A 19,457-nucleotide genomic window follows, 5' to 3' on the forward strand; every position below is an offset into this window, starting at 1 on the left:
GGCAGGGACCGCGGGAGGCTAGCTCCCGGCCTTCTTCACCGCGTGGCCGCCGAACTGGTTGCGCAGCGCGGCGACCGCCCGCATCGCGGCCGAGTCCTTCTGCCGGGAGGAGAACCGGGCGAACAACGCGGCCGACAGCACCGGTGCCGGCACCGCGTGGTTGACGGCTTCCTCCAACGTCCAGCGGCCTTCGCCGGAGTCCTCGACGTAGCCCTCGAGGTCGTCCAGTTCCGGGTCCTCGTCCAGCGCGCGCACCAGCAGGTCGAGCAGCCAGGAGCGAACCACCGTCCCGCGCTGCCAGCCCTTGATCACGGCCGGCACGTCGTTGACGATCTCCGAGGCTTCGAGCAGTTCGAAGCCCTCCGCGTAGGCCTGCATGATGCCGTACTCGATGCCGTTGTGGATCATCTTCGCGTAGTGCCCGGCACCGACCGAGCCGGCGTGCGAGAAGCCTTCCTCCCGCGGGCCTTCCGGACGCAGCGCGTCGAAGATCGGCATCGCCCGCTCGACGTCGGACGCCGCGCCGCCGACCATCAGGCCGTAGCCGTTGTCCTTGCCCCACACGCCGCCGGAGACGCCGCAGTCGAGGTAGCCGACGCCGTGCGCCGCGAGCAGGTCGGCGTTCAGCTTGTCGTCGGTGAACTTCGAGTTCCCGCCGTCGATCACCAGGTCGCCCTCGGACAGCAGGTGCCCGAGCTCGGCCACGGTCTGCCGGGTCGGTTCCCCGGCCGGGACCATGATCCACACGATCCGCGGCCCGCTGAGCTTGCTGACCAGGTCTTCGAGCGAGGTCGAGTCGCTGACGTCCGGGTTGCGGTCGTAGCCGACCACGTCGTGCCCGGCGGCGCGCAGCCGCTCGCGCATGTTGAAGCCCATCTTGCCCAGGCCGACAAGACCCAGCTGAACCATGAGTTCCCCTTAGGTTGGAACGGATTTCCGCGGTGCGGGCCCGGGTCAGCCGGGCAACCGGACCGGCATGAGCAGGTAGAGATATCCGGGGACGACGTTGCCCTCGGCATCGGCGGGCTTGATCAGCGCCGGCCGGTTCGGCGTGGTGAAGGTCAGCTCCGCACGGTCGCTGTGCAGTGCACCGAGCCCGTCCACAAGATAGCCCGGGTTGAACGCGATGGTGACCGGTTCGCCCTCGTAGTCGACCTGAAGTTCTTCTTCGGCGCTGCCCTCGTCGTCGCCGCCCGCCGACAGCCGCAGCGTGCCGTCGCCGAACTCGAGCCGGACCTGGGTGCCGCGTTCGGCGACCAGCGACACGCGCTTGATCGACTCGGTGAGCGCACTGACCTCGATGACCGCCCGCGAGGTGTGGGTGGCCGGGAGCAGCTGCCGGTACGGCGGGAACTCGGCGTCGAGCAACCGGGTGGTCGTGTAGCGCCCGGCACCGGACAGGCCGAGCAGGCCGTCGCCGGAAGCCAGCGCCAGCTGCACCGTGGTGCCCGCGCCGCCGAGCGTCTTGGCGGCCTCGGCGAGCGTGCGCGCCGGGACGAGCACCGCGGCGTCGGACATGCCCTCGGCCGGCTTCCAGGTGAACTCGCGCATGGCGAGCCGGAACCGGTCGGTGGAGACGAGGGTGAGCGTGTCGCCGGAGATCTCCAGCCGCATGCCGGTGAGCATCGGCAGCGTGTCGTCCTTGCCGGCCGCGGTGGCGACCTGGGTGACCGCCTGGCCGAAGACGTCGCCGGTGAGCTCGCCCGCGCGGGCGGGCTGGGACGGCAGCTGCGGGTAGTCCTCGACCGGCATGGTCGGGAGGCTGAACCGGGCGCTGCCGCAGGTGATGGTGGCGCGGGAGCCGTCGACCGAGATCTCGACCGGCTGGGCGGGCAGCGCCTTGGTGATGTCGGCGAGGAGACGGCCGGAGACGAGCAGCCGTCCGCCGTCGGCGATCGTCGCGGGAACGCCGACCGTGGCCGAGACCTCGTAATCGAAGCCGGACACCGTGAGCGCGTCGGACTCGCCGCTGGAACCCGCGTCGAGGAGGACGCCGCCCAGTACCGGCACCGGAGGCCGGGAGGGGAGGCTTCTGGCCACCCACGCGACGGCGTCGGCGAGCCCGTCGCGCTCGACGCGGATCTTCATGCGCGCTTCCTTTCGACAGCCGAGCCCCTCGGCTCGTGAAGGTCGCCGGGACCTGGTCGTGAGTGGCTCGTGGGCCGGGTCCCCGCCGGTCCGGTCCGCCCCGCGCAGGAACGGACCAGGTGCAGACATCCACGTTAGGCCGTCGCCGGTGATCCCGTCACCTCGGCCTCCCCTTGATTTTGTCGACAAGACGACTCGACTCACCGGCTTGTCCCCAACTTCGTCCTCCGCCTGTTTTTGTTTTGTTCCCTTCTCTAAAAGAGAAAAGAGCAGTAGCAGTAATAGGGGCTGTGGATTGTGTGGACAGAGCTCGTTGCCGCTGGTCGTCCGGGGTGCCGGGCTGTGGGCAGCCCTGGTGGCGGATCCGTGGATGGTTCGGGCGATCCGTGGACAAGTCGGCCCCATCCGCGAGCTATCCCCAGTTGCCCCCAGTTGTCCCCAGGGTTGTCCCCAGCTTTCCCCCGAGTTGTACCCAGGCCCTGGGGGCAGTTGCGGCGGCCGTTCTACCCCGGTCGGGTGACGACCCACAGCTGTGGACTACTTGTGGACTACCTGGGGAAACCGCGTGGACAACGCTGGGGACAACGTGTGGATTCAGTGTGCACGGGTTGTGGATCAAGATCGCGTCACCGCAGCTCCGAGTGCCGTAAGCGCTGTGGGCAAAGTACCCACACCCTGGGGAAAACCCCTTGTGTATCAATAAGTTTGAGAGTTTTTCTGTACACAGGCTGTGGATGCTTATGTGGGTTTTCGCGTGCGTACACGCCTTCGTTCGGGTGTCGCTGCGTACGCGCACGTACGCAGCGAAGAGCGGAATCCCGGTGTCAGGCAAGCAAAAAGGGCGCCACGGTGATCCCGTGGCGCCCTTCAGCGCGTCTACAAGAGAGTGTCCACCGCACAGCGTCTAAGAGAGACTGTCTGCCTGGGACGGAACTACTGGCGTGCGCGCTGCTTGATCCGCGAAGTCAGTTCCTGCACCTGGTCGTAGATGCGCCGGCGCTCGGCCATCTCCTTGCGGATCTTCTTGTCCGCGTGCATGACGGTCGTGTGGTCGCGGCCGCCGAATGTCTGGCCGATCTTCGGCAGCGACATCTCGGTGAGCTCGCGACAGAGGTACATGGCGATCTGCCGGGCGGTGGCGAGCGCCTTCGTCTTGCCCGGCCCGCACAGGTCGTCGAGCGACACGTCGAAGAACTCGGCGGTGACGCCCATGATCGTCGGCGCGGTGATCTCCGGCGTGTGCGAATCCGGGATCAGGTCGCGCAACACGATCTCGGCGAGTCCGACTTCCACCGGCTGCTGGTTGAGCGAGGCGAACGCGGTGACGCGGATCAGCGCGCCCTCCAGTTCGCGAATGTTCGCCTCGACCCGCGACGCGATGAACTCCAGCACATCGCCGGGCACCGCGAGCCGGTCCTGCGCCGCCTTCTTTCGGAGGATCGCGATCCGGGTCTCCAGCTCAGGCGGCTGGATGTCGGTGATCAGGCCCCATTCGAACCGCGTCCGCAGCCGGTCCTCCAGGGTTTCCAGCCGCTTGGGCGGCCGGTCGGAGCTGACCACGATCTGCTTGTTCTGGTTGTGCAGCGTGTTGAAGGTGTGGAAGAACTCCTCCTGGGTGCCTTCCTTGCCCTCCAGGAACTGGATGTCGTCCACGAGCAGGATGTCGACGTCGCGGTAGCGGCGCTGAAAGGCGACCTTGCGGTCGTCGCGCAGCGAGTTGATGAAGTCGTTCGTGAACTCTTCGGTCGAGACGTAGCGCACGCGCATGCCGGGGAACAGCCGTTGCGCGTAGTGCCCGACCGCGTGCAGCAGGTGCGTCTTGCCCAGCCCGGACTCGCCCCAGATGAACAGCGGGTTGTACGCGCGGGCGGGTGCCTCGGCCACCGCGACCGCGGCGGCGTGCGCGAACCGGTTGGACGCGCCGATGACGAAGGTGTCGAAGTTGTACTTCTCGTTCAGCTTCGTCTTGGACGTCTGCGGCTGGGCCGGCGCGGTGTAGGGCTGGCCGGCGATCGGCTGTCCGGCGAACCGGGGCCAGATCTCGTTGGCGGTGGCGAGCGCTTCGCCCTCTTCGTCGACTTCCTCGTCCGGGTCGTCGACGTCGTCGAGCAGCGACTGCGGCTTCGGCGGCTCGGTCCGGCCCAGCGGGAGGCTCGCCGCCTCCGGCTGCGGACGACCGGCCTGCGGGCGGCGCGGCGGTGGCTTTGGCTTGGGGTGCTCAGGACGTGCGTGCTCGGCGCGGCCGTTCTCCGGGCGCGGGCTCTCCGGTCGCGCCGCGGCGGGCCGGGGAGCCTCGTTTTCCACCCGAGCGGGCGACAGCGGCGGGGGCGGCGGCGCGTACTGCGGTGCCGGGGAGACCGGCTCGGTGCTGTCGACCTTGACCGCGAGCGAGACCGGGCGGCCGAGCCGGCGGGACAGCGCGTCGGTGATCGAGGTGCGCAGGGCGCGCTCGATGGCTTCCTTCGCGAAGTCGCTCGGCGCGGCCAGCAGCGCGGTTCCGTCGAGGAGCCCGATCGGCCGGGTCACCCGCATCCAGGCCCGTTGCTGGGGGGAGAGGGTGCCGTCGGACAGCTCCCGCACCACCTGCTCCCAGATGACCGCGAGATTGTGCTGGTGCTCCGACACCGGTCTGACTCCCCTCCCCTCGTCGGCGCGGACGCGCCCGGCCCCACCCCAAGGCCCGTCCTGAACGCATGCCTCGAGCGCGCGGTCCGGACTCACCCGCGCGACGGCACAGCGATATCCACAAAGTTGTCCACAGCTGTGCACTAATGTACGGCCGTCCGCAGCCACGCCACCTGCGGGCTCGGCCTATCCCCGGGCGCCTCCACACCCCTCGGCGCCGGGAACCGGTTGCGAACTGGCGTCCGCCTTGCCCGATCGGCCGAGAGAGGCACGCTAACAAGCCCTGGTCGATGCCACAAGGCGTGGTCTGGCGCAAGCATTTCACGGTGTACGGCGTGTTGCCATTCGGTGCCCGGGCGTGCCGGATCGCGAATCCGTCCGTCGGTCGCGGTGCGTGGCGGAGGGGCGCCTGCGGGCCTCCCGACCGTGGTGCGTACCCTCGTAAGGTCTCCCGTATGCGACGGGTGCGTTTCGCGTGCCTACGTATGTCGTCGCTCGCCGTGACGAGACCACTCGGTGGTAGGAGACAGCACGAACTTCCGTGCGACCCGCACGACACGCCGGGCGCCGGGGAATTTGCCGTCGCCCGACGGCCGAGACACAGGAGAAGCAGTGAGCAAGGGCAAGCGCACCTTCCAGCCGAACAACCGTCGTCGCGCGAAGACTCACGGTTTCCGCCTGCGCATGCGGACCCGTGCGGGTCGCGCCATCCTGGCGGGGCGCCGTCGCAAGGGCCGCGCCGAACTGTCCGCCTGACCCGGCACCGCCGAACCGCGTCGTGCTGCCCGCTGGCGCACGTCTGCGGCGGAGTGAGGACTTCCGGGTCGTCCTCCGCCGGGGGTCTCGGGCCGGCAGGCGCCGTCTCGTCGTCCACGCGTTGACCACGGACCCGTCCGTGGCCGCCTCCACTGCGGCCAGGGCGGGTTTTGTGGTGAGCAAGGCAGTCGGCAACTCGGTGGTCCGCCACCGGGTGACCAGGCGGCTGCGGCACCTCGTTTCCGCTCGGCTCGGAACACTGCCCGAGGGCAGCTCGTTGGTCGTACGGGCGCTGCCGCCGGCCGCGTCCGCGTCGAGCGCTGAGCTCGGTGCCGACCTCGACGCCGCGCTGCGCAGGCTCGGCCTCGCGCCGTCCGGGCGCCCGGCCGGGGAAAGCGCCGCCCGGCAGCCGCGTCAGCGCGACGCGGACCAAGACCACGGATCAGCGGTGTAACCGGCATGGACGCCAACCCCGAGCACAGCACTACCGAAGTCCCCGAGGAAGGGAAGCCGCCCCGGCCCGGACCGGTCGCGTGGGTGCTGCTCCTTCCGGTGCGGTTCTACCGCAAGGCGATCTCGCCGTTTCTCCCTCCGGCTTGCCGGTTCTACCCGAGCTGCAGCGCGTACGCAGTCGAAGCCCTGACCCGCCACGGCGCGGCACGGGGCTCCTATCTCGCGCTGCGCCGGCTGCTTCGTTGCGGCCCGTGGACCCCGCCCGGCCGCGACCCGGTGCCCGAGAAGTTCTCGTGGCGACACCGCACGCCTGAAACACCGATCGAGGAGTAGCTCAGTGCTCGATTTCATCTACTACCCCGTGTCCTTCATCTTGTGGTGTTGGCACAAGGTCTTCGGGTTCGTCTTCGGGGAAGCGACCGCGATTTCGTGGATCCTCGGCATCATCTTCCTGACGTTCACCGTCCGCGGCATCATGTTCAAGCCGTTCGTGAACCAGGTCCGGTCGATGAAGAAGATGCAAGACTTCGCGCCGGAAATGAAGAAGATCCAGAAGAAGTACGCGAACGACCGGCAGCGCCAGGCGCAGGAGATGCAGAAGCTCCAGCGCGAGCACGGCGTCAACCCGCTCGGCAGCTGCCTTCCGATGGTTCTTCAGATCCCGGTCTTCATCGGCCTGAACCACGTGCTCCGGGCGTTCACCATGCCGCCCGCCGGCGGCGGCCCGAAGACCGAGAACTACTTCTTCAACGCGCAGGACGTGCACTCCTACGTCAGCGCGAAGCTTTTCGGCGTCAACATGGGCGAGGCGGTCAACAACGGCGTCGGAGCCGTCGCCGGCCATGTCGCGAACGGCGGCTGGCACTGGGAGGTCCTCCCGGTCGCGTTGCCGCTGATGATCGTCGCCTCGATCGCCACGCACCTGACCGCCCGGCACTCGGTGTCGCGGCAGAACGCGTCCGCCGCGGGCACCCCGCAGACCGCGATCATGAACAAGCTCACCATGTACATCTTCCCGCTCGGTGTGCTCGTGTTCGGTGCGTTCTTCCCGCTCGGCCTGCTCTTCTACTGGCTGGCGAACAACGGCTGGACCCTCATGCAGCAGCGCCTGGTGTACACGAAGATCGACAAGGAAGAGGCGGCCCGCAAGGCGGAGGCCGCCGAGAAGCGCGCGTCGCTCGGCCCGAAGCCGGGCCAGAAGCCGGCCGCGCCGAAGGTCGGCCAGAAGCCGGTGCAGCAGAAGAAGAACCAGCAGGGTCAGCAGAGCCAGCAGGGCAAGGTGACCAAGGCGGGTTCGGCGCACGGTTTCGCGCAGACCACGTCGGCGGACGACAAGTCCGCCGATGTCTCCTCGTCGGCGGAGAAGGCGACCGCTGAGCCGGTCGCTCCCGCTTCCGCGGACCAGGCCCAGAACGGATCGAAGGAGAACGGCACCGGGGTGCCGGGGCTCCTCAAGGACTCGAACAGGAAGTCGGGCCGGAAGCGTCGCTGACGCCGATCCGGTTCGGAGAGGAGACGAACATGTCGGAGACGGTCGACACGATCGACGCCGATCAGGAAGAGAAGACCGCACCGGCCGAGCCGAAGGCAGGCGGTGAAGACGCCCTCGTGCAGGAGGGCGACATCGCCGGCGACTACCTCGAGCGCCTGCTGGACCTTCTCGACTACGACGGCGACATCGACCTGGACGTAGAAGCTGGCCGTGCCATCGTCAGCATTGACGGCGGCGACGACCTGGAGAAGCTGGTCGGCCCCCGCGGCACGGTGCTGGAAGCGCTGCAGGAGCTGACCCGGCTGGCGGTCCAGCAGGAAACGGGCTCTCGCAGCCGTCTGATGCTGGACATCGCGGGCTGGCGCGCGGACCGCCGCGAGGAGCTGCGCGAACTCGGCCGCTCCACCGCGGAGTCGGTGCTGGCGAGCGGCGAGCGGGTGCGGCTGCAGCCGATGAGCCCGTTCGAACGCAAGGTCGTGCACGACGCGGTCGCGACGGTCAAGGGCGTCACGAGCGAGAGCGAGGGCGAAGACCCGAAGCGCCGCGTGGTGATTTTCCCCGAGGACTGATCCCCTCGGTCGAGTACTGAGCAGAAGCGGCCCACCGGTTTGAGACCGGTGGGCCGCTTTCTTTTTGTGTCGTGACTCCCGCTTCCGGACCCGGGACCGCGGCTGCGCAACCCTGCCCGCTAGACGACCTCGGCCGGTCATCGAACTCGTCCGCGGTGGGTCGCCGAAGAGCGGACTTCCGGCTGCCGCGTACCACCATCTCGACGCGTCGTCCGCTTCGAGGCCAGCTCACGCGCGCTCGATCAGCCGTGCACGGGCGGACCAACTCGCACCCGCTCTCGCCGGGCCTGAAGAGGTACCGGCAGAGTGACCTGGCGGCGGTGCGGACCTTCCGGTGGACTGGTCTCCTTCGAGGTTTGACGTTCGTCGCCAACGCGTCGGCTGGGACGCGACGCTCCGGCGCCAGCTCTTGTCTCGCTCGAGCAGGACTTGCTTGCCAGTCCTCCTTCTTGCGGCGTTCGTCTTGCCGCGCCCTTCGCGGAGCCGCCCGTACTCGACGAGCCTCGTCTGCGGTATCCGAAGCCGTTCTGGGCGACTCTGGCTTCGGCGTCGAGCCCCTCGCTACTCACCCCTCGCCAGACCGAGCTCTCCCCGAGTCGGCCGGTCAAGGGAGAGACAGACTCGACTGCGCCGCTCCGGGTCTCTTGGGCCTGACTCGATACGGCTTGTTCGTTGCTGTCGGTCCCGCGCTCGCCCTTCGCTTGGGGCGGACCGCCCACCTTCGGCTTTGTGACTGCCTCGCCGGGAGCAGGTCGCCTCTAACTCTGCCCTGCTCCCCATGCCGTCGCATCGCACGTCGCTACGGTGCCGCCCTGGTCCATTTCGTTGCCGCTTCGTCGCGCTCGCCGCGCACCGCCAAGCTTGCGCCCATCCACGGTCCCCCGCCTCGAACTGCTATTCCGGCACCGTCCGCCTCGCCGCCCAACCCGGTGCGCCGTGGTCGTCACGTGCCGGCACTCGCTCATGCCTGCGTCGCCCGGTAGCCGGTCCTCGGAGTGCTTCTCACTCCCTCGAGCCATCTGGCCGCGCAGACCGGGACAGCTCGTACTAGCCCCGGCCTACTTGTTGTGGTGGTCCGCCGCGCGACTAGTGGGCGCGCCTGAGTCTGGCCGCGAGTACGCCGTCCCGCTCGCTAGTCCGCTGCTCGCCTCGCCGTCCCTGGCCGCACCTTGCCGTTCCCTGCGACCTTGGGGCTGCCGCTCCCCGACCATCGCTATCCGTCGGTCGCCACCGCTCCGGTCGCCACGGCCCGTCCGCTGCGACACCCCTCGGGTGCCGCATCCGCCGCTCGCGGGACTCGTCCATCTCAGTCACAGCTCGGCTCGCTCGCGCCCGGCCCGTCTCCGGACTGCTGCCCGCCGCTTCTCCCGCCTCGGCACCAGCGCCCAACCCTGGCCGGAGCGAATTACAAGCGTGGCGTTTCACGTGAAACCGTTCCGGTCTCGGCCGCGCCTTCCCGTATCCCTGTTTCACGTGGAACAACCTGTGGATCGATCGACGGGTCGAGTGGAGTTGTCCACAGTTGCGGTCTGTCGGCTCGATTTGCTCAACGCATCAGGGACAATCAAGCGAGCGCGTTTCACGTGAAACGCGCGGAGCGAGGAGTGGAAGCAGTGAGCTTGGACGGCGCCACCGGGACGGTCCGGACCGCAGCGGTGGAGGTGTTCGGGGAGCACGTCGAGCAGGCCGCCGGGTATGTGGAGCTCCTAGCGACTCACGGGGTCGAGCGAGGGCTGATCGGGCCGCGCGAGGTGGATCGACTGTGGGAGCGGCATGTGTTGAACTCCGCGGTCATCGGGGAGCAGGTGCCCTCCGGGGCTCGCGTGGTTGACGTCGGCTCGGGTGCGGGGCTTCCGGGTGTACCGCTGGCGATCGCGCGACCGGACCTCGATATTGTTCTCTTGGAACCCATGGCTCGCCGGGTTGACTGGTTGGCCGAGGTCGCCGAGAAGCTGGAACTCCCGATCACCATCGTCCGTGGACGCGCCGAGGAGCGGTCCGTACGCGAGCAGCTCAGTGGCGCAGACGTCGTCACCGCCCGCGCGGTCGCTCCCCTTGCACGGCTCGCGGGCTGGTGCCTCCCCCTGGTCCGTCCCGAAGGTCGGCTGGTCGCTCTCAAAGGTGCCAGCGCTTCCGAAGAGATCTCCCGAGACCGCGACGCCGTGCGCAAGGCCGGCGGTGCCGACCCGGAGATCGTCGAATGCGGGAAGGCGGTTCTCGAGGTGCCGAGCACGGTGGTCCTGATCCGCCGCCTACCGTCGAAGCCGACCCGGCCACGCGGCAGGCGGAGCTAGCGAACGACAACAGCCGCGTCGTTCCACGTGAAACTTCGCGGTGTGCACGTCCCCGAAACGTCGACCAGGAGGAGGTGTCGAGACCGGTGAATCCCCCGCCGTCCGACTCCGCGGAGGCCAGCCAGGAGATGGGCTGGACGCCGATCGCTGAAGAAGCCGTCCGCGCCGCGAGCGTGCTGCATCCCAAAGAAGGAGAGCTCCCCCGTCCGGCACATCGTCGGGTGCTCACCGTCGCGAACCAGAAGGGCGGGGTCGGCAAGACGACGAGCACCGTCAACCTGGCCGCAGCGCTCGCGGTGCACGGGCTCAAGACGTTGGTGATCGACCTCGATCCGCAGGGCAACGCGAGTACCGCGCTCGACATCGACCACCGCTCAGGGACGCCTTCGATCTACGAAGTGCTCATCGGCGAGGTCTCGATCGCCGAGGCGGCTGCGAACAGCGAGCAGTCCCCGAATCTCTTCTGCGTGCCCGCGACGATCGACCTCGCCGGTGCCGAGATCGAGCTCGTGTCGATGGCGAACCGGGAGACGCGGCTCAAAGAAGCGCTGTCGTCCGAGGCGCTTGACGAGATGGGCGTCGACTACGTCTTCATCGACTGCCCACCGTCGCTGGGCCTGCTGACCGTCAACGCGATGGTGGCGGCGCAGGAAGTGCTCATCCCGATCCAGTGCGAGTACTACGCGCTTGAAGGACTCGGGCAGCTGCTGAGCAACATCGAGCTCGTGCAGCAGCACCTCAACCGTGAACTCCTCGTCTCGACGATCCTGCTCACCATGTACGACGGCCGCACCAAGCTGGCCGATCAGGTGACCAATGAGGTCCGGAATCACTTCGGCGACACGGTGCTGAAGACCGTCATCCCGCGCAGCGTGAAGGTGTCCGAGGCACCTGGCTACGGCCAGACCGTCCTCGCTTACGACCCCGGTTCCCGCGGTGCCATGAGCTACCTCGACGCGGCGAAGGAGATCGCTGAGCGGGGCGCGAACCAGGAGAGGAGCAGCACCACATGACCGAGCGCAGAGGAGGTCTCGGCCGCGGGCTCGCGGCCCTGATCCCGACCGGGCCGACGACGCCTCCCCCGGCGGCCGAACCCAGCACGCCTGCCGAAAAGGCGGCGCGCGAGGACAAGGGGTGGTTCGCGGCGAACGGTGCGGCGACCCCGGTCGGCGGCGAAGTCGCTGGCGCGGTGTACCGCGAGATCCCGGTCAGCTCGGTCACGCCGAACCCGAAACAGCCTCGGCAGGTCTTCGACGAGGAAGCGCTCGCCGAACTCGAACACTCCATTCGCGAGTTCGGGCTCATGCAGCCGATCGTCGTGCGCGAGCTCGGCGAGGGCGAATACGAGCTCGTCATGGGCGAGCGCCGGCTGCGCGCTTCGCAGCAGGCGGAGCTCGAAGCGATTCCCGCGATCGTGCGGCAGACCGCCGACGAGTCGATGCTGCGAGACGCGCTCCTGGAGAACATTCACCGCGTCCAGCTGAACCCACTCGAAGAAGCGGCCGCCTATCAGCAGCTGCTGGACGAGTTCGCGGTGACACACGAGGAGCTCGCCGGCCGCATCGGCCGCAGCCGTCCGGTCATCACCAATACGATCCGGCTGCTCAAACTGCCGCTCCCCGTGCAGCGGCGAGTGGCTGCCGGGGTGCTGTCCGCCGGGCATGCGCGGGCTTTGCTGTCCCTGGACGACGCAGAAAGCCAAGAAGAACTGGCTGCCCGGATCGTCGCGGAGGGCATGTCGGTGCGCGCCACCGAGGAAGCCGTCACGCTGAAGAAGAGCGAAAAGCCAGCGAAGCCGAAGGCCGCTCCCCGCAAGCCGATCCAGGCACCTGGATTGCAGGAACTCGCGAACCGGCTGTCCGATCGCTTCGACACTCGGGTGAAGGTCGACCTCGGACGGCGCAAGGGACGCATCGTTCTCGAGTTCGGGTCGGTCGACGACCTGGAGCGGATCGTCGGAATCATCGACGCGAATTCTGACGGAAAATCGGCGAATCAGGGCGACGAAACCGACTAGGGATCACCCAGGGTCGTTTCGTCACGGTGATGATTGCCTACCGGGGCCAGATCGGTCACCCGGAGTGGTCGCCGGAATCACCGGCGCGGGGAAGGGCGGCGGACCGCCGCCCACCCCGTCAACTTAGTTCGCGCGGGCGATGGCGCGCGCGACGAGATCCGCGAACACCGACCCGAGCGTGGTGCCGGCGGCTTCGATAGCCATCGGCACCGTCGAGGTTTCGGTGAGACCCGGCGACAGGTTCACTTCGAGGAAGTGGACTGTCCCGTCCGGCGTGATGACCGCGTCGGTGCGCGAGATGTCACGCAACCCGAGCCACTTGTGCGCGGCGACCGCCAGCTCGCCGACAGCCTTCGCGGATTCGTCGGAAATCCGGGCTGGCGTGAAGAAGTCAGTCAGGCCAGCGGTATAGCGCGCCGTGTAGTCGTAAACTCCGCTCTCCGGCACGATTTCAACTGCCGGCAGCGCCTCTGCCCCGTTCTCCCCCTCGACGACTGTGACGGCGACCTCGATGCCGTCGACGAACCGTTCGGCGAGCACCGTGTCGCCGTATGCGAAGCAGCCGACCATCGCCGCAGGCAGCTCGGACGCCTCTCGGACCACCTGGGTGCCGAGGGCGGACCCGCCCTGATCCGGCTTGAGGATCAGCGGTAGGCCGAGCCGCTCGACCATCGCGTCCAGCACCGCCTGCGCACCCAGCTCACGGAAAGTGCTGTGCGGCAACACCACCCAGTCCGGCGTGGAGAACCCCGCCTGCTGGACGAACGCCTTCGCGGTCGGCTTGTCCCACGCCCGCCGGCAGCCCTGCGAGCTGGTGCCGACGAACGGCACGTCGAGCATCTCCAGCACGGTCTGCACCGAACCGTTCTCGCCCTCGCCGCCGTGCAGGGCGACGACCACCGCGTCCGGGCGCTGAGTACGCAGCCGTTCCAGGAGCCCGGAGTCGGTGTCCCACTCCTCCACCGCCAGCCCTTCGGCGCGCAGCGCCGCGGACAGCCGCCGGCCAGAGCGCAGGGAAACGTCGCGTTCGTGGGAAAGCCCGCCGGCGAGCACGGCAACGGTACGGTCGACCACCGTGGGAACTCCTTAGTGTTGCTGGGCCGGTCAGACCGTGTCCGGAGACGGGGTCTCAGGCCCCGGGATGGTGCGTGCTTTCACGCTACCGAAAGTGCGGCTGAGGTCCATTTCAGACTCCAGCACCGCGGCGAGCCTGCGCACGCCTTCGCGGATGCGTTCCGGTGTCGGATAGCAGTACGACAACCGCATCTGGCGGGAGCCGAAACCGTCGGCATAGAAGCCGGTGCCGGACGCGTACGCCACCCGCGCGGTGACTGCACGTGGCAACATCGCTTTGGTGTCAACGCCTTCGGGCACGGTGACCCACACGTAGAACCCGCCGTCGGGGCTGGTCCAGGAACAGCCGGGCGGCAAATACTGTTGCAGCGCCGACAACATCGCGTCGCGGCGTTCGCGGTAGTTCTCCCTGAACTTCTTGACCTGACCCTTCCAGTCGTGCGTCGCGAGGTAGCGCGAGACGATCATCTGGTTGAAGGTCGGCGGGCACAGCGTCGCGGATTCCGCTGCCAGCACCAGCTTTTCCCGCACCGCGTGCGGTGCGAGCACCCAGCCCACGCGCAGCCCGGAGGCGAACGTCTTCGAGAACGAACCGAGGTACACGACGTTGTCCGGGTCGATCGAGCGCAGCGCCGGGTAGATCTGGCCATCGAAACCCAGCAGGCCGTACGGGTTGTCCTCGACGATCAGGACGCCGTGCTCGCGGCAGATCTCGACGATCTCCGGACGCCGGTCGACCGACAACGTGACGCCGGCCGGGTTGTGGAAATTCGGGATGGTGTAAAGGAATTTAACTCGCTGTCCGGCTTTCTCGGCCTGCCGCAGGGCTTCCCGCAGTCCCTCCGGCACCAGGCCGTGCTCGTCCATCGCGACGTGCACGACTTTGGCCTGGTAGGCGGAAAACGAGCCGAGCGCGCCGACGTACGACGGTCCTTCGGCGATCACGACGTCGCCGGGGTCGCAGAACAGCCGGGTCACCATGTCGAGGCCCATCTGGGACCCGACGGTGACCACGACGTCGTCGGGGTGCGCCTTGATTCCTTCGAGCGCCATGATCTCGCAGATCTGGTCGCGCAGCGCCGGAACGCCGTGTGCGGACCCGTACTGCAGCGCGACGAGCCCCTCTTCGGAGATGATTTCGCCGACCTGAGCGGACAGCGTGTCGAGCGGCAGCGCGGCGAGGTTCGGCATGCCGCCGGCGAGCGAGACTACCTCCGGCCGGCTTGCCACTGCGAAAAGCGCGCGGATCTCGGATGCGGTCATCCCGGCGGTACGTGCCGCGTACCGGTCGAGGTGCGGGTCGAGATTGTTGCGGCCGGGCTGCGGCTTGACGGGGCGGTTCTCAGTCATCGGACACCTGAGGGCTCGGTGGGTACCAGCTGGTAGATCCAACGAGTGTAACCGCGGCCTCTTCCTGCTCCCCGCTCTTCCGACGCTTGTCACATCGGCCTATCCTCAGGGAGGTTCTTCCGGTGCCGCCTGCGCTCTTCCCGGGCGTCGAGGCCGGAGTTGCGGTGTTCAGGGGAGGTTTCCGGTGTCACGTCGCGTGGTGGGCGTCACCTTGGATAACCTCGAACATCTGCCGAAAAGCTGTCGCCAGTGCGTCTACTGGGAGCTCGCGCCGCACTTGAAGGCGCAGGCCGAGGAGTACGGCTCCACCGAGGTCGAGAAGGAAGCCTGGGTGTCCAGCGTCCTGCTCGAGTGGGGTTCGTGCGGTCGCATCGTCTACAGCGACACCCTGCCGGTCGGTTTCGTGCTGTACGCGCCGCCGAACGCCGTGCCGCGCTCGCTCGCTTTCCCTACGTCGCCGCCCAGCGCGGACGCCGTCCTGCTCACCGCCGCCCAGGTCCTGCCCGAATTCCGCGGCGGCGGCCTCGGCCGGATGCTCGTCCAGGCCGCGGCGAAGGATCTGACGAAACGTGGTGTCCGCGCCATCGAGGCCTTCGGCGATGCCAAGCCTGACGAAGAGGACCCACTGGGCCAGCACACCTGCGTGTTGCCCGCCCCGTTCCTGCAAAGCGTGGGCTTCAAGACGGTGCGCCCGCACCCGAAGTACCCGCGACTGCGCCTCGAACTGCGCTCGGCGATCACCTGGAAGGAAGACGTCGAAGCGGCGCTCGAACGTCTGCTGGGCCAAGTCACGATCACGACCGCCGAACCAAGCCTCGGCCGCGCCTGAGCCCTCCTGCGCGTCACTCTGAATGATCTTGCCGGCAGTCACTCTGAACAAGCTCGCGCTGCCCACCTCGAACCCGCCTTTTTCGTTACTTTCCGTGTTCACTGCTAGGCCGCGCCCGCCAGGTCGCCACGCGCAAACCTTCGCTTCGCACCCGCGCCGCGCGCTCGGTTGACCGACATCAACCGAGGTCAGCCCCGGTGCCGCCGGTCCCGCCTGTCTTGTTCGGCTGCCCCTGCCCGCGCCCCTCGTTTCGCCCCCATACCACCCGCCGAGCGCATGATGGACACCCGCTCCCAGCACCTGTGCACAACTGTGGAAGAACCCCCGAGTTATCCACAGATTGCAGATAGGGGCAGTGGAAAACCTGTGGATGACTAGACTGGGACAGGGGACGCCCCCCGGTGGAGGGTGGGGGCTGCCACCAGGTGTGGTGGGTGGCGGCACGTACGGGCGCCAGGTCTTGTGGCGCCGTGAAAGTGGTGCCGGGGCTCCGGTTGTGTGGTCGCGGATGACCGGCCGGCGGGGGTCGGCCGTGGGGTTGGGGACAGGGGTGAGCGGTGAGTGGGCAGTGCGAGCGACGGGACACCGGTAATTACGGTGGGTAGTAAGGCGGCGAGGTGCGGATGATCGTTTTGCGGGTGCGGCGGGTCTGCTGACGCAGGGGTCTGGTGGCGGGATCAGCCGACGGGGACGGGTCGGGGGTGGGGTGCCTGGCGGTGGGAAGGCGACAGGTCGGCGTGTTCCGGCGTTGCGGGACTGGGGAGAACAAGCCGGGCTGGTTAAGCCGAGAGTGCAGGAGCGGGCGAGTGCGGGGCTCAGCGGCGCGGTGACAGCCGGAAGGTGCGGGGACGCAATCGGCGGGCATGAGCCCGAGGCGGTTCGATTCAGGGGCGACTCAGCGCCCGTTCGAGGCGGTTCCAGGGGTAAGTCGCGAGAGCCGAGACAGGACGGGAGGCCGGTGAGCAGACCTCAGCCGCTCCGCGACCGCGGGAACCGACCGCATGCCTCAACGGGGGCGACAGACCATCGCCGGAGTACGAGCCACGCCGGAGTACGAGCCACGGCGGAACGTCGAGCCACGATGGTCCGTCGAGCCACGATGGTCCGTCGAGAACCGCGCCCGGAAATCCCGGATTACTCAGCCTTCGCCAGCTCGTGTGCCAGGACGTCCGCGAAAGTGAACGTGCCCGTCGGCTGGTCGCCCTCGCCCAGCAGGTACAGGCGCTTGACGGCGATCAGGATTCCTTCGGCTACCACGTCCCGGAACGCCGGGTCGCCCAAGCGGCGGGCGTCGTCCGGGTTGGTCAGGTAGCCGATCTCCACCCGGACTGCCGGGCAGCGGGTGCGGGTGAAGATCTCCCAGGTCTTGTAGTGCGTGCGGCAGTCCAGCAGGCCGGTACGGGCCGCGACCTCGCGCTGGATGAAGCCGGCCAGCAGCTCGCCTACGGTCGACGTGGTGCCGTTGCCGGTGCCGAAGTGGAAGCTCGCCACCCCTTGGGCGCGCTGGGACGGGTTGCCGTCGGTGTGCAGCGACAGGAACAGGTCCGCACCGGCGTCGTTGGCGAACCGGGCGCGTTCGAAATCGGTCGGGCTGTGGTTCGGGCCCCGGCTGATCAGCGCTTCCATGCCGGTGGCCTGCATCCGGCCTTCCAGCCGGCGTGCCAGATCCCAGGCGATGTCGGCCTCGCGCAGACCGCCGGCGACCACGCCGAGGTCCTCGCCGCCGTGGCCCGGGTCGATGACGATGCGCTTGCCGCGCAGGCGCGGGCCGGCCTGGCGGACCTGCTCCTGTTCGCGCAGGAACACCGGACGGCCGCCGCGGGCGCGTGGCGACGACAGGCGGTGCAGCTCACGGATGGTGGCCGGACCGCAGATGCCGTCCGACGTCAGGCGCATGTCGCGCTGGAACGTGCGCAGCGCGCGCTCGGTCTGCGGGCCGAAATAGCCGTCCGGGCGACCGGCGTCGAAACCGAGCTCGGTGAGCCGCTCCTGAAGAGTGAAAACGTCGTCGCCGTGCACCGGCGACGACAACAAGTACTGGAGCGGGCGGCTCCCGAGGTGATAGCTGGCGCCCTTGAGCGCCTGGTACGTCGCCGGGCCGACCACCCCGTCGGTGATAAGCCCTCGCCGCTGCTGGAACGCGCGCACGGCCTGCTCCACCGCGTCATCGAACGTGTTGTACCGCTCGGTCCCCGCTACCGGCGGGAGCAGATCCATCCCGGCAAGGATCGACCTGATTTCGGCGACGTCGGGACCGGCGTCACCGCGGCGGAGTACCCGCATGCACTCCTCGCTCTTCCTCAGGCACCGAAACCGGCTCGATGCGAAACAGAAACCTGGGTGGGGGTATGCCCAGGCACCTATTGTGCCCTGTGAACTCTCGGTAAGGACGCAGGCCCGGCCGGTACGCCTCTTGACGGGTAGCCCCCGCGGGGGAGACACGCCGTGCGCACCTGCGCGAGCGTTGCCGCAGGGCAATCCCCCGAACGTGCAAGAAACCCGGGCGCGCGGTGCGTCGCCGCTGGCCCGGGTTCCTCGAGAGAAAACTCAGAGCACGTCGGACAGATCGGACAGCAGCGCCGCCTTCGGCTTCGCGCCCACGATCTGCTTCACCGGCTTGCCGCCCTGGAACAGGATCAGCGTCGGAATCGACATCACCTGGTAGTCACGCGCCGTGTTCGGGTTCTCGTCGATGTCGAGCTTCGCGATGGTGATCTTGTCGCCGTTCTCCTTCGCGATCTCCTCGAGCACCGGCGCGACCATCTTGCACGGCCCGCACCAGGTCGCCCAGAAGTCGACCAGCACCGGCTTCTCGCTGGTCAGCACGTCGTCCACGAACGACTTGTCGGTCACCTTCACGGTGTCGGCCATCTTCTGCTCCTTCAGATCAGAGGGAAAGTCAGTGCTCGCCGGCGCCGTAGCCGCCGCCGACCATCTCGGGCGCCTCGTGCGCCTCCGCGGAACCGTGCTCCGCCAACCATCGTTCCGCGTCGATCGCCGCACTGCAGCCGGAGCCGGCCGCGGTGATCGCCTGCCGGTAGGTGCGGTCCACCAAGTCGCCGGCCGCGAACACGCCCGGCACGTTCGTGTAGGACGACCGGCCCTGGGTCAGCACGTAGCCGTCCTCGTCCACGTCCACCTGTCCGCGCACCAGCTCGCTGCGCGGATCGTGGCCGATCGCGACGAAGAACCCGGTGACGTCCAGCGTCTTTTCCTCGCCGGACTGCGTGTCGCGCACCTTCAGGCCGGACACCGTCCCGTCGCCCTCGACGCCGGTGATCTGCGAGTTCAGCTGCCACTTGATCTTGTCGTTCGCGCGAGCGCGCTCAAGCATGATCTTCGACGCCCGGAACTCGTCACGGCGGTGCACGATCGTCACCGACTTGGCGAACTTCGTCAGGAAGGTCGCCTCCTCCATGGCCGAGTCGCCGCCGCCGGCCACCGCGATGTCGTGGTCGCGGAAGAAGAACCCGTCACAGGTCGCGCATGCGGACACGCCCCGGCCCAGCAGCTCCTGCTCGCCCGGCACCTTCAGGTACCGCGCGGCCGCGCCCATGGCCAGGATGACGGCCCGCGCGGCGTACCGCTGGCCGTTCGCGACGACGTACTTGACGTCGCCGGCCAGCTCGACCGACTCGACGTCCTCGGAGCGCAGCTCGGCACCGAACCGCTCGGCCTGCTTGCGCATCTCCTCCATCAAGTCCGGACCCTGGATTCCCTCGCGGAAGCCCGGGAAGTTCTCGACCTCGGTGGTGGTCATCAGCGCGCCGCCGAACTGGGTGCCCTCGAACACCAGCGGTTCCAGCTGTGCGCGCGCCGCGTAGACCGCCGCGGTGTAACCGGCAGGACCGGACCCGACGATGATCAGGTTCCTGATTTCCTCGGCAGCCACCCGTCAACCCTCCGCTCG

Annotated in this window: 17 protein-coding genes; 9 read left to right on the top strand and 8 right to left on the bottom strand. The window is 68.4% G+C overall.

Annotated elements, in window-relative coordinates:
- Positions 1-18: 18 nt before the first annotated feature.
- The 3 genes from gnd to dnaA form a co-directional block, all read right to left on the bottom strand.
- Positions 19-909 carry a phosphogluconate dehydrogenase (NAD(+)-dependent, decarboxylating) gene (gene gnd, locus AMYBE_RS0133115; RefSeq protein WP_020663684.1) on the bottom strand — a complete coding sequence of 297 codons (891 nt, stop codon included), beginning with the start codon at positions 907-909 and terminating at the stop codon, positions 19-21.
- Positions 910-954: 45 nt separating this feature from the next.
- Positions 955-2,088, bottom strand: coding sequence for a DNA polymerase III subunit beta (dnaN, locus tag AMYBE_RS0133120; protein ID WP_020663685.1), 1,134 nt, complete (start codon positions 2,086-2,088; stop codon positions 955-957).
- 933 nt (positions 2,089-3,021) lie between these two features.
- Positions 3,022-4,713, bottom strand: a complete 1,692-nt coding sequence (gene dnaA, locus AMYBE_RS0133125; RefSeq protein ID WP_020663686.1) for a chromosomal replication initiator protein DnaA — start codon at positions 4,711-4,713, stop codon at positions 3,022-3,024.
- A 612-nt stretch (positions 4,714-5,325) separates the two neighbouring features.
- Here dnaA and rpmH point away from each other — a divergent pair.
- From rpmH to AMYBE_RS0133165, 8 genes are all read left to right on the top strand, one after another.
- Positions 5,326-5,469, top strand: coding sequence for a 50S ribosomal protein L34 (gene rpmH, locus AMYBE_RS0133130; RefSeq protein WP_020663687.1), 144 nt, complete (start codon positions 5,326-5,328; stop codon positions 5,467-5,469).
- 22 nt (positions 5,470-5,491) lie between these two features.
- Positions 5,492-5,923, top strand: coding sequence for a ribonuclease P protein component (gene rnpA / locus AMYBE_RS0133135; RefSeq protein ID WP_027928268.1), 432 nt, complete (start codon positions 5,492-5,494; stop codon positions 5,921-5,923).
- Positions 5,924-5,928: 5 nt separating this feature from the next.
- Positions 5,929-6,255, top strand: coding sequence for a membrane protein insertion efficiency factor YidD (yidD, locus tag AMYBE_RS0133140; protein WP_020663689.1), 327 nt, complete (start codon positions 5,929-5,931; stop codon positions 6,253-6,255).
- 4 nt (positions 6,256-6,259) lie between these two features.
- Positions 6,260-7,414 (top strand): membrane protein insertase YidC, encoded by a 1,155-nt coding sequence (gene yidC / locus AMYBE_RS0133145; RefSeq protein ID WP_020663690.1) that lies wholly within the window; start codon positions 6,260-6,262, stop codon positions 7,412-7,414.
- A gap of 29 nt (positions 7,415-7,443) precedes the next feature.
- Entirely contained in the window at positions 7,444-7,983 is a 540-nt protein-coding gene (locus AMYBE_RS0133150; RefSeq protein WP_020663691.1) for a Jag family protein, read from the top strand.
- 1,613 nt (positions 7,984-9,596) lie between these two features.
- Positions 9,597-10,277 (top strand): 16S rRNA (guanine(527)-N(7))-methyltransferase RsmG, encoded by a 681-nt coding sequence (rsmG, locus tag AMYBE_RS0133155; protein ID WP_020663692.1) that lies wholly within the window; start codon positions 9,597-9,599, stop codon positions 10,275-10,277.
- A gap of 86 nt (positions 10,278-10,363) precedes the next feature.
- On the top strand, positions 10,364-11,290 hold the full coding sequence (locus AMYBE_RS0133160; protein ID WP_020663693.1) for a ParA family protein: 927 nt from the start codon (positions 10,364-10,366) through the stop codon (positions 11,288-11,290).
- A complete protein-coding gene (locus tag AMYBE_RS0133165; RefSeq protein WP_020663694.1) occupies positions 11,287-12,294 on the top strand; it encodes a ParB/RepB/Spo0J family partition protein in 1,008 nt (335 codons plus the stop codon). Before AMYBE_RS0133160 ends, AMYBE_RS0133165 begins: the two co-directional genes overlap by 4 nt.
- Positions 12,295-12,417: 123 nt before the next feature.
- On the opposite strand, the gene AMYBE_RS0133170 is transcribed toward AMYBE_RS0133165, so the two are convergent.
- Positions 12,418-13,368, bottom strand: coding sequence for a D-alanine--D-alanine ligase family protein (locus AMYBE_RS0133170; RefSeq protein WP_020663695.1), 951 nt, complete (start codon positions 13,366-13,368; stop codon positions 12,418-12,420).
- Positions 13,369-13,398: 30 nt separating this feature from the next.
- Positions 13,399-14,718 (bottom strand): aminotransferase-like domain-containing protein, encoded by a 1,320-nt coding sequence (locus AMYBE_RS0133175; protein ID WP_020663696.1) that lies wholly within the window; start codon positions 14,716-14,718, stop codon positions 13,399-13,401.
- A 184-nt stretch (positions 14,719-14,902) separates the two neighbouring features.
- Here AMYBE_RS0133175 and AMYBE_RS0133180 point away from each other — a divergent pair, with 184 nt between their 5' ends.
- A complete protein-coding gene (locus AMYBE_RS0133180) occupies positions 14,903-15,547 on the top strand; it encodes a GNAT family N-acetyltransferase (RefSeq protein WP_027928269.1) in 645 nt (214 codons plus the stop codon).
- Between the two features lie 1,134 nt (positions 15,548-16,681).
- On the opposite strand, the gene AMYBE_RS0133185 is transcribed toward AMYBE_RS0133180, so the two are convergent.
- The 3 genes from AMYBE_RS0133185 to trxB all read right to left on the bottom strand — a co-directional run bounded on the left by AMYBE_RS0133185 (position 16,682) and on the right by trxB (position 19,439).
- Positions 16,682-17,830 carry an N-acetylmuramoyl-L-alanine amidase gene (locus tag AMYBE_RS0133185; RefSeq protein WP_020663698.1) on the bottom strand — a complete coding sequence of 383 codons (1,149 nt, stop codon included), beginning with the start codon at positions 17,828-17,830 and terminating at the stop codon, positions 16,682-16,684.
- Positions 17,831-18,094: 264 nt separating this feature from the next.
- Complete coding sequence (trxA, locus tag AMYBE_RS0133190) at positions 18,095-18,418, bottom strand: thioredoxin (protein WP_020663699.1); 324 nt, start codon at positions 18,416-18,418, stop codon at positions 18,095-18,097.
- A gap of 28 nt (positions 18,419-18,446) precedes the next feature.
- Positions 18,447-19,439: a thioredoxin-disulfide reductase gene (trxB, locus tag AMYBE_RS0133195; protein WP_020663700.1), complete on the bottom strand. Its 993-nt coding sequence runs from the start codon at positions 19,437-19,439 to the stop codon at positions 18,447-18,449.
- Between the last annotated feature and the right edge of the window lie 18 nt (positions 19,440-19,457).

The sequence above is a fragment of the Amycolatopsis benzoatilytica AK 16/65 genome (assembly GCF_000383915.1).
Taxonomy (GTDB): domain Bacteria; phylum Actinomycetota; class Actinomycetes; order Mycobacteriales; family Pseudonocardiaceae; genus Amycolatopsis; species Amycolatopsis benzoatilytica.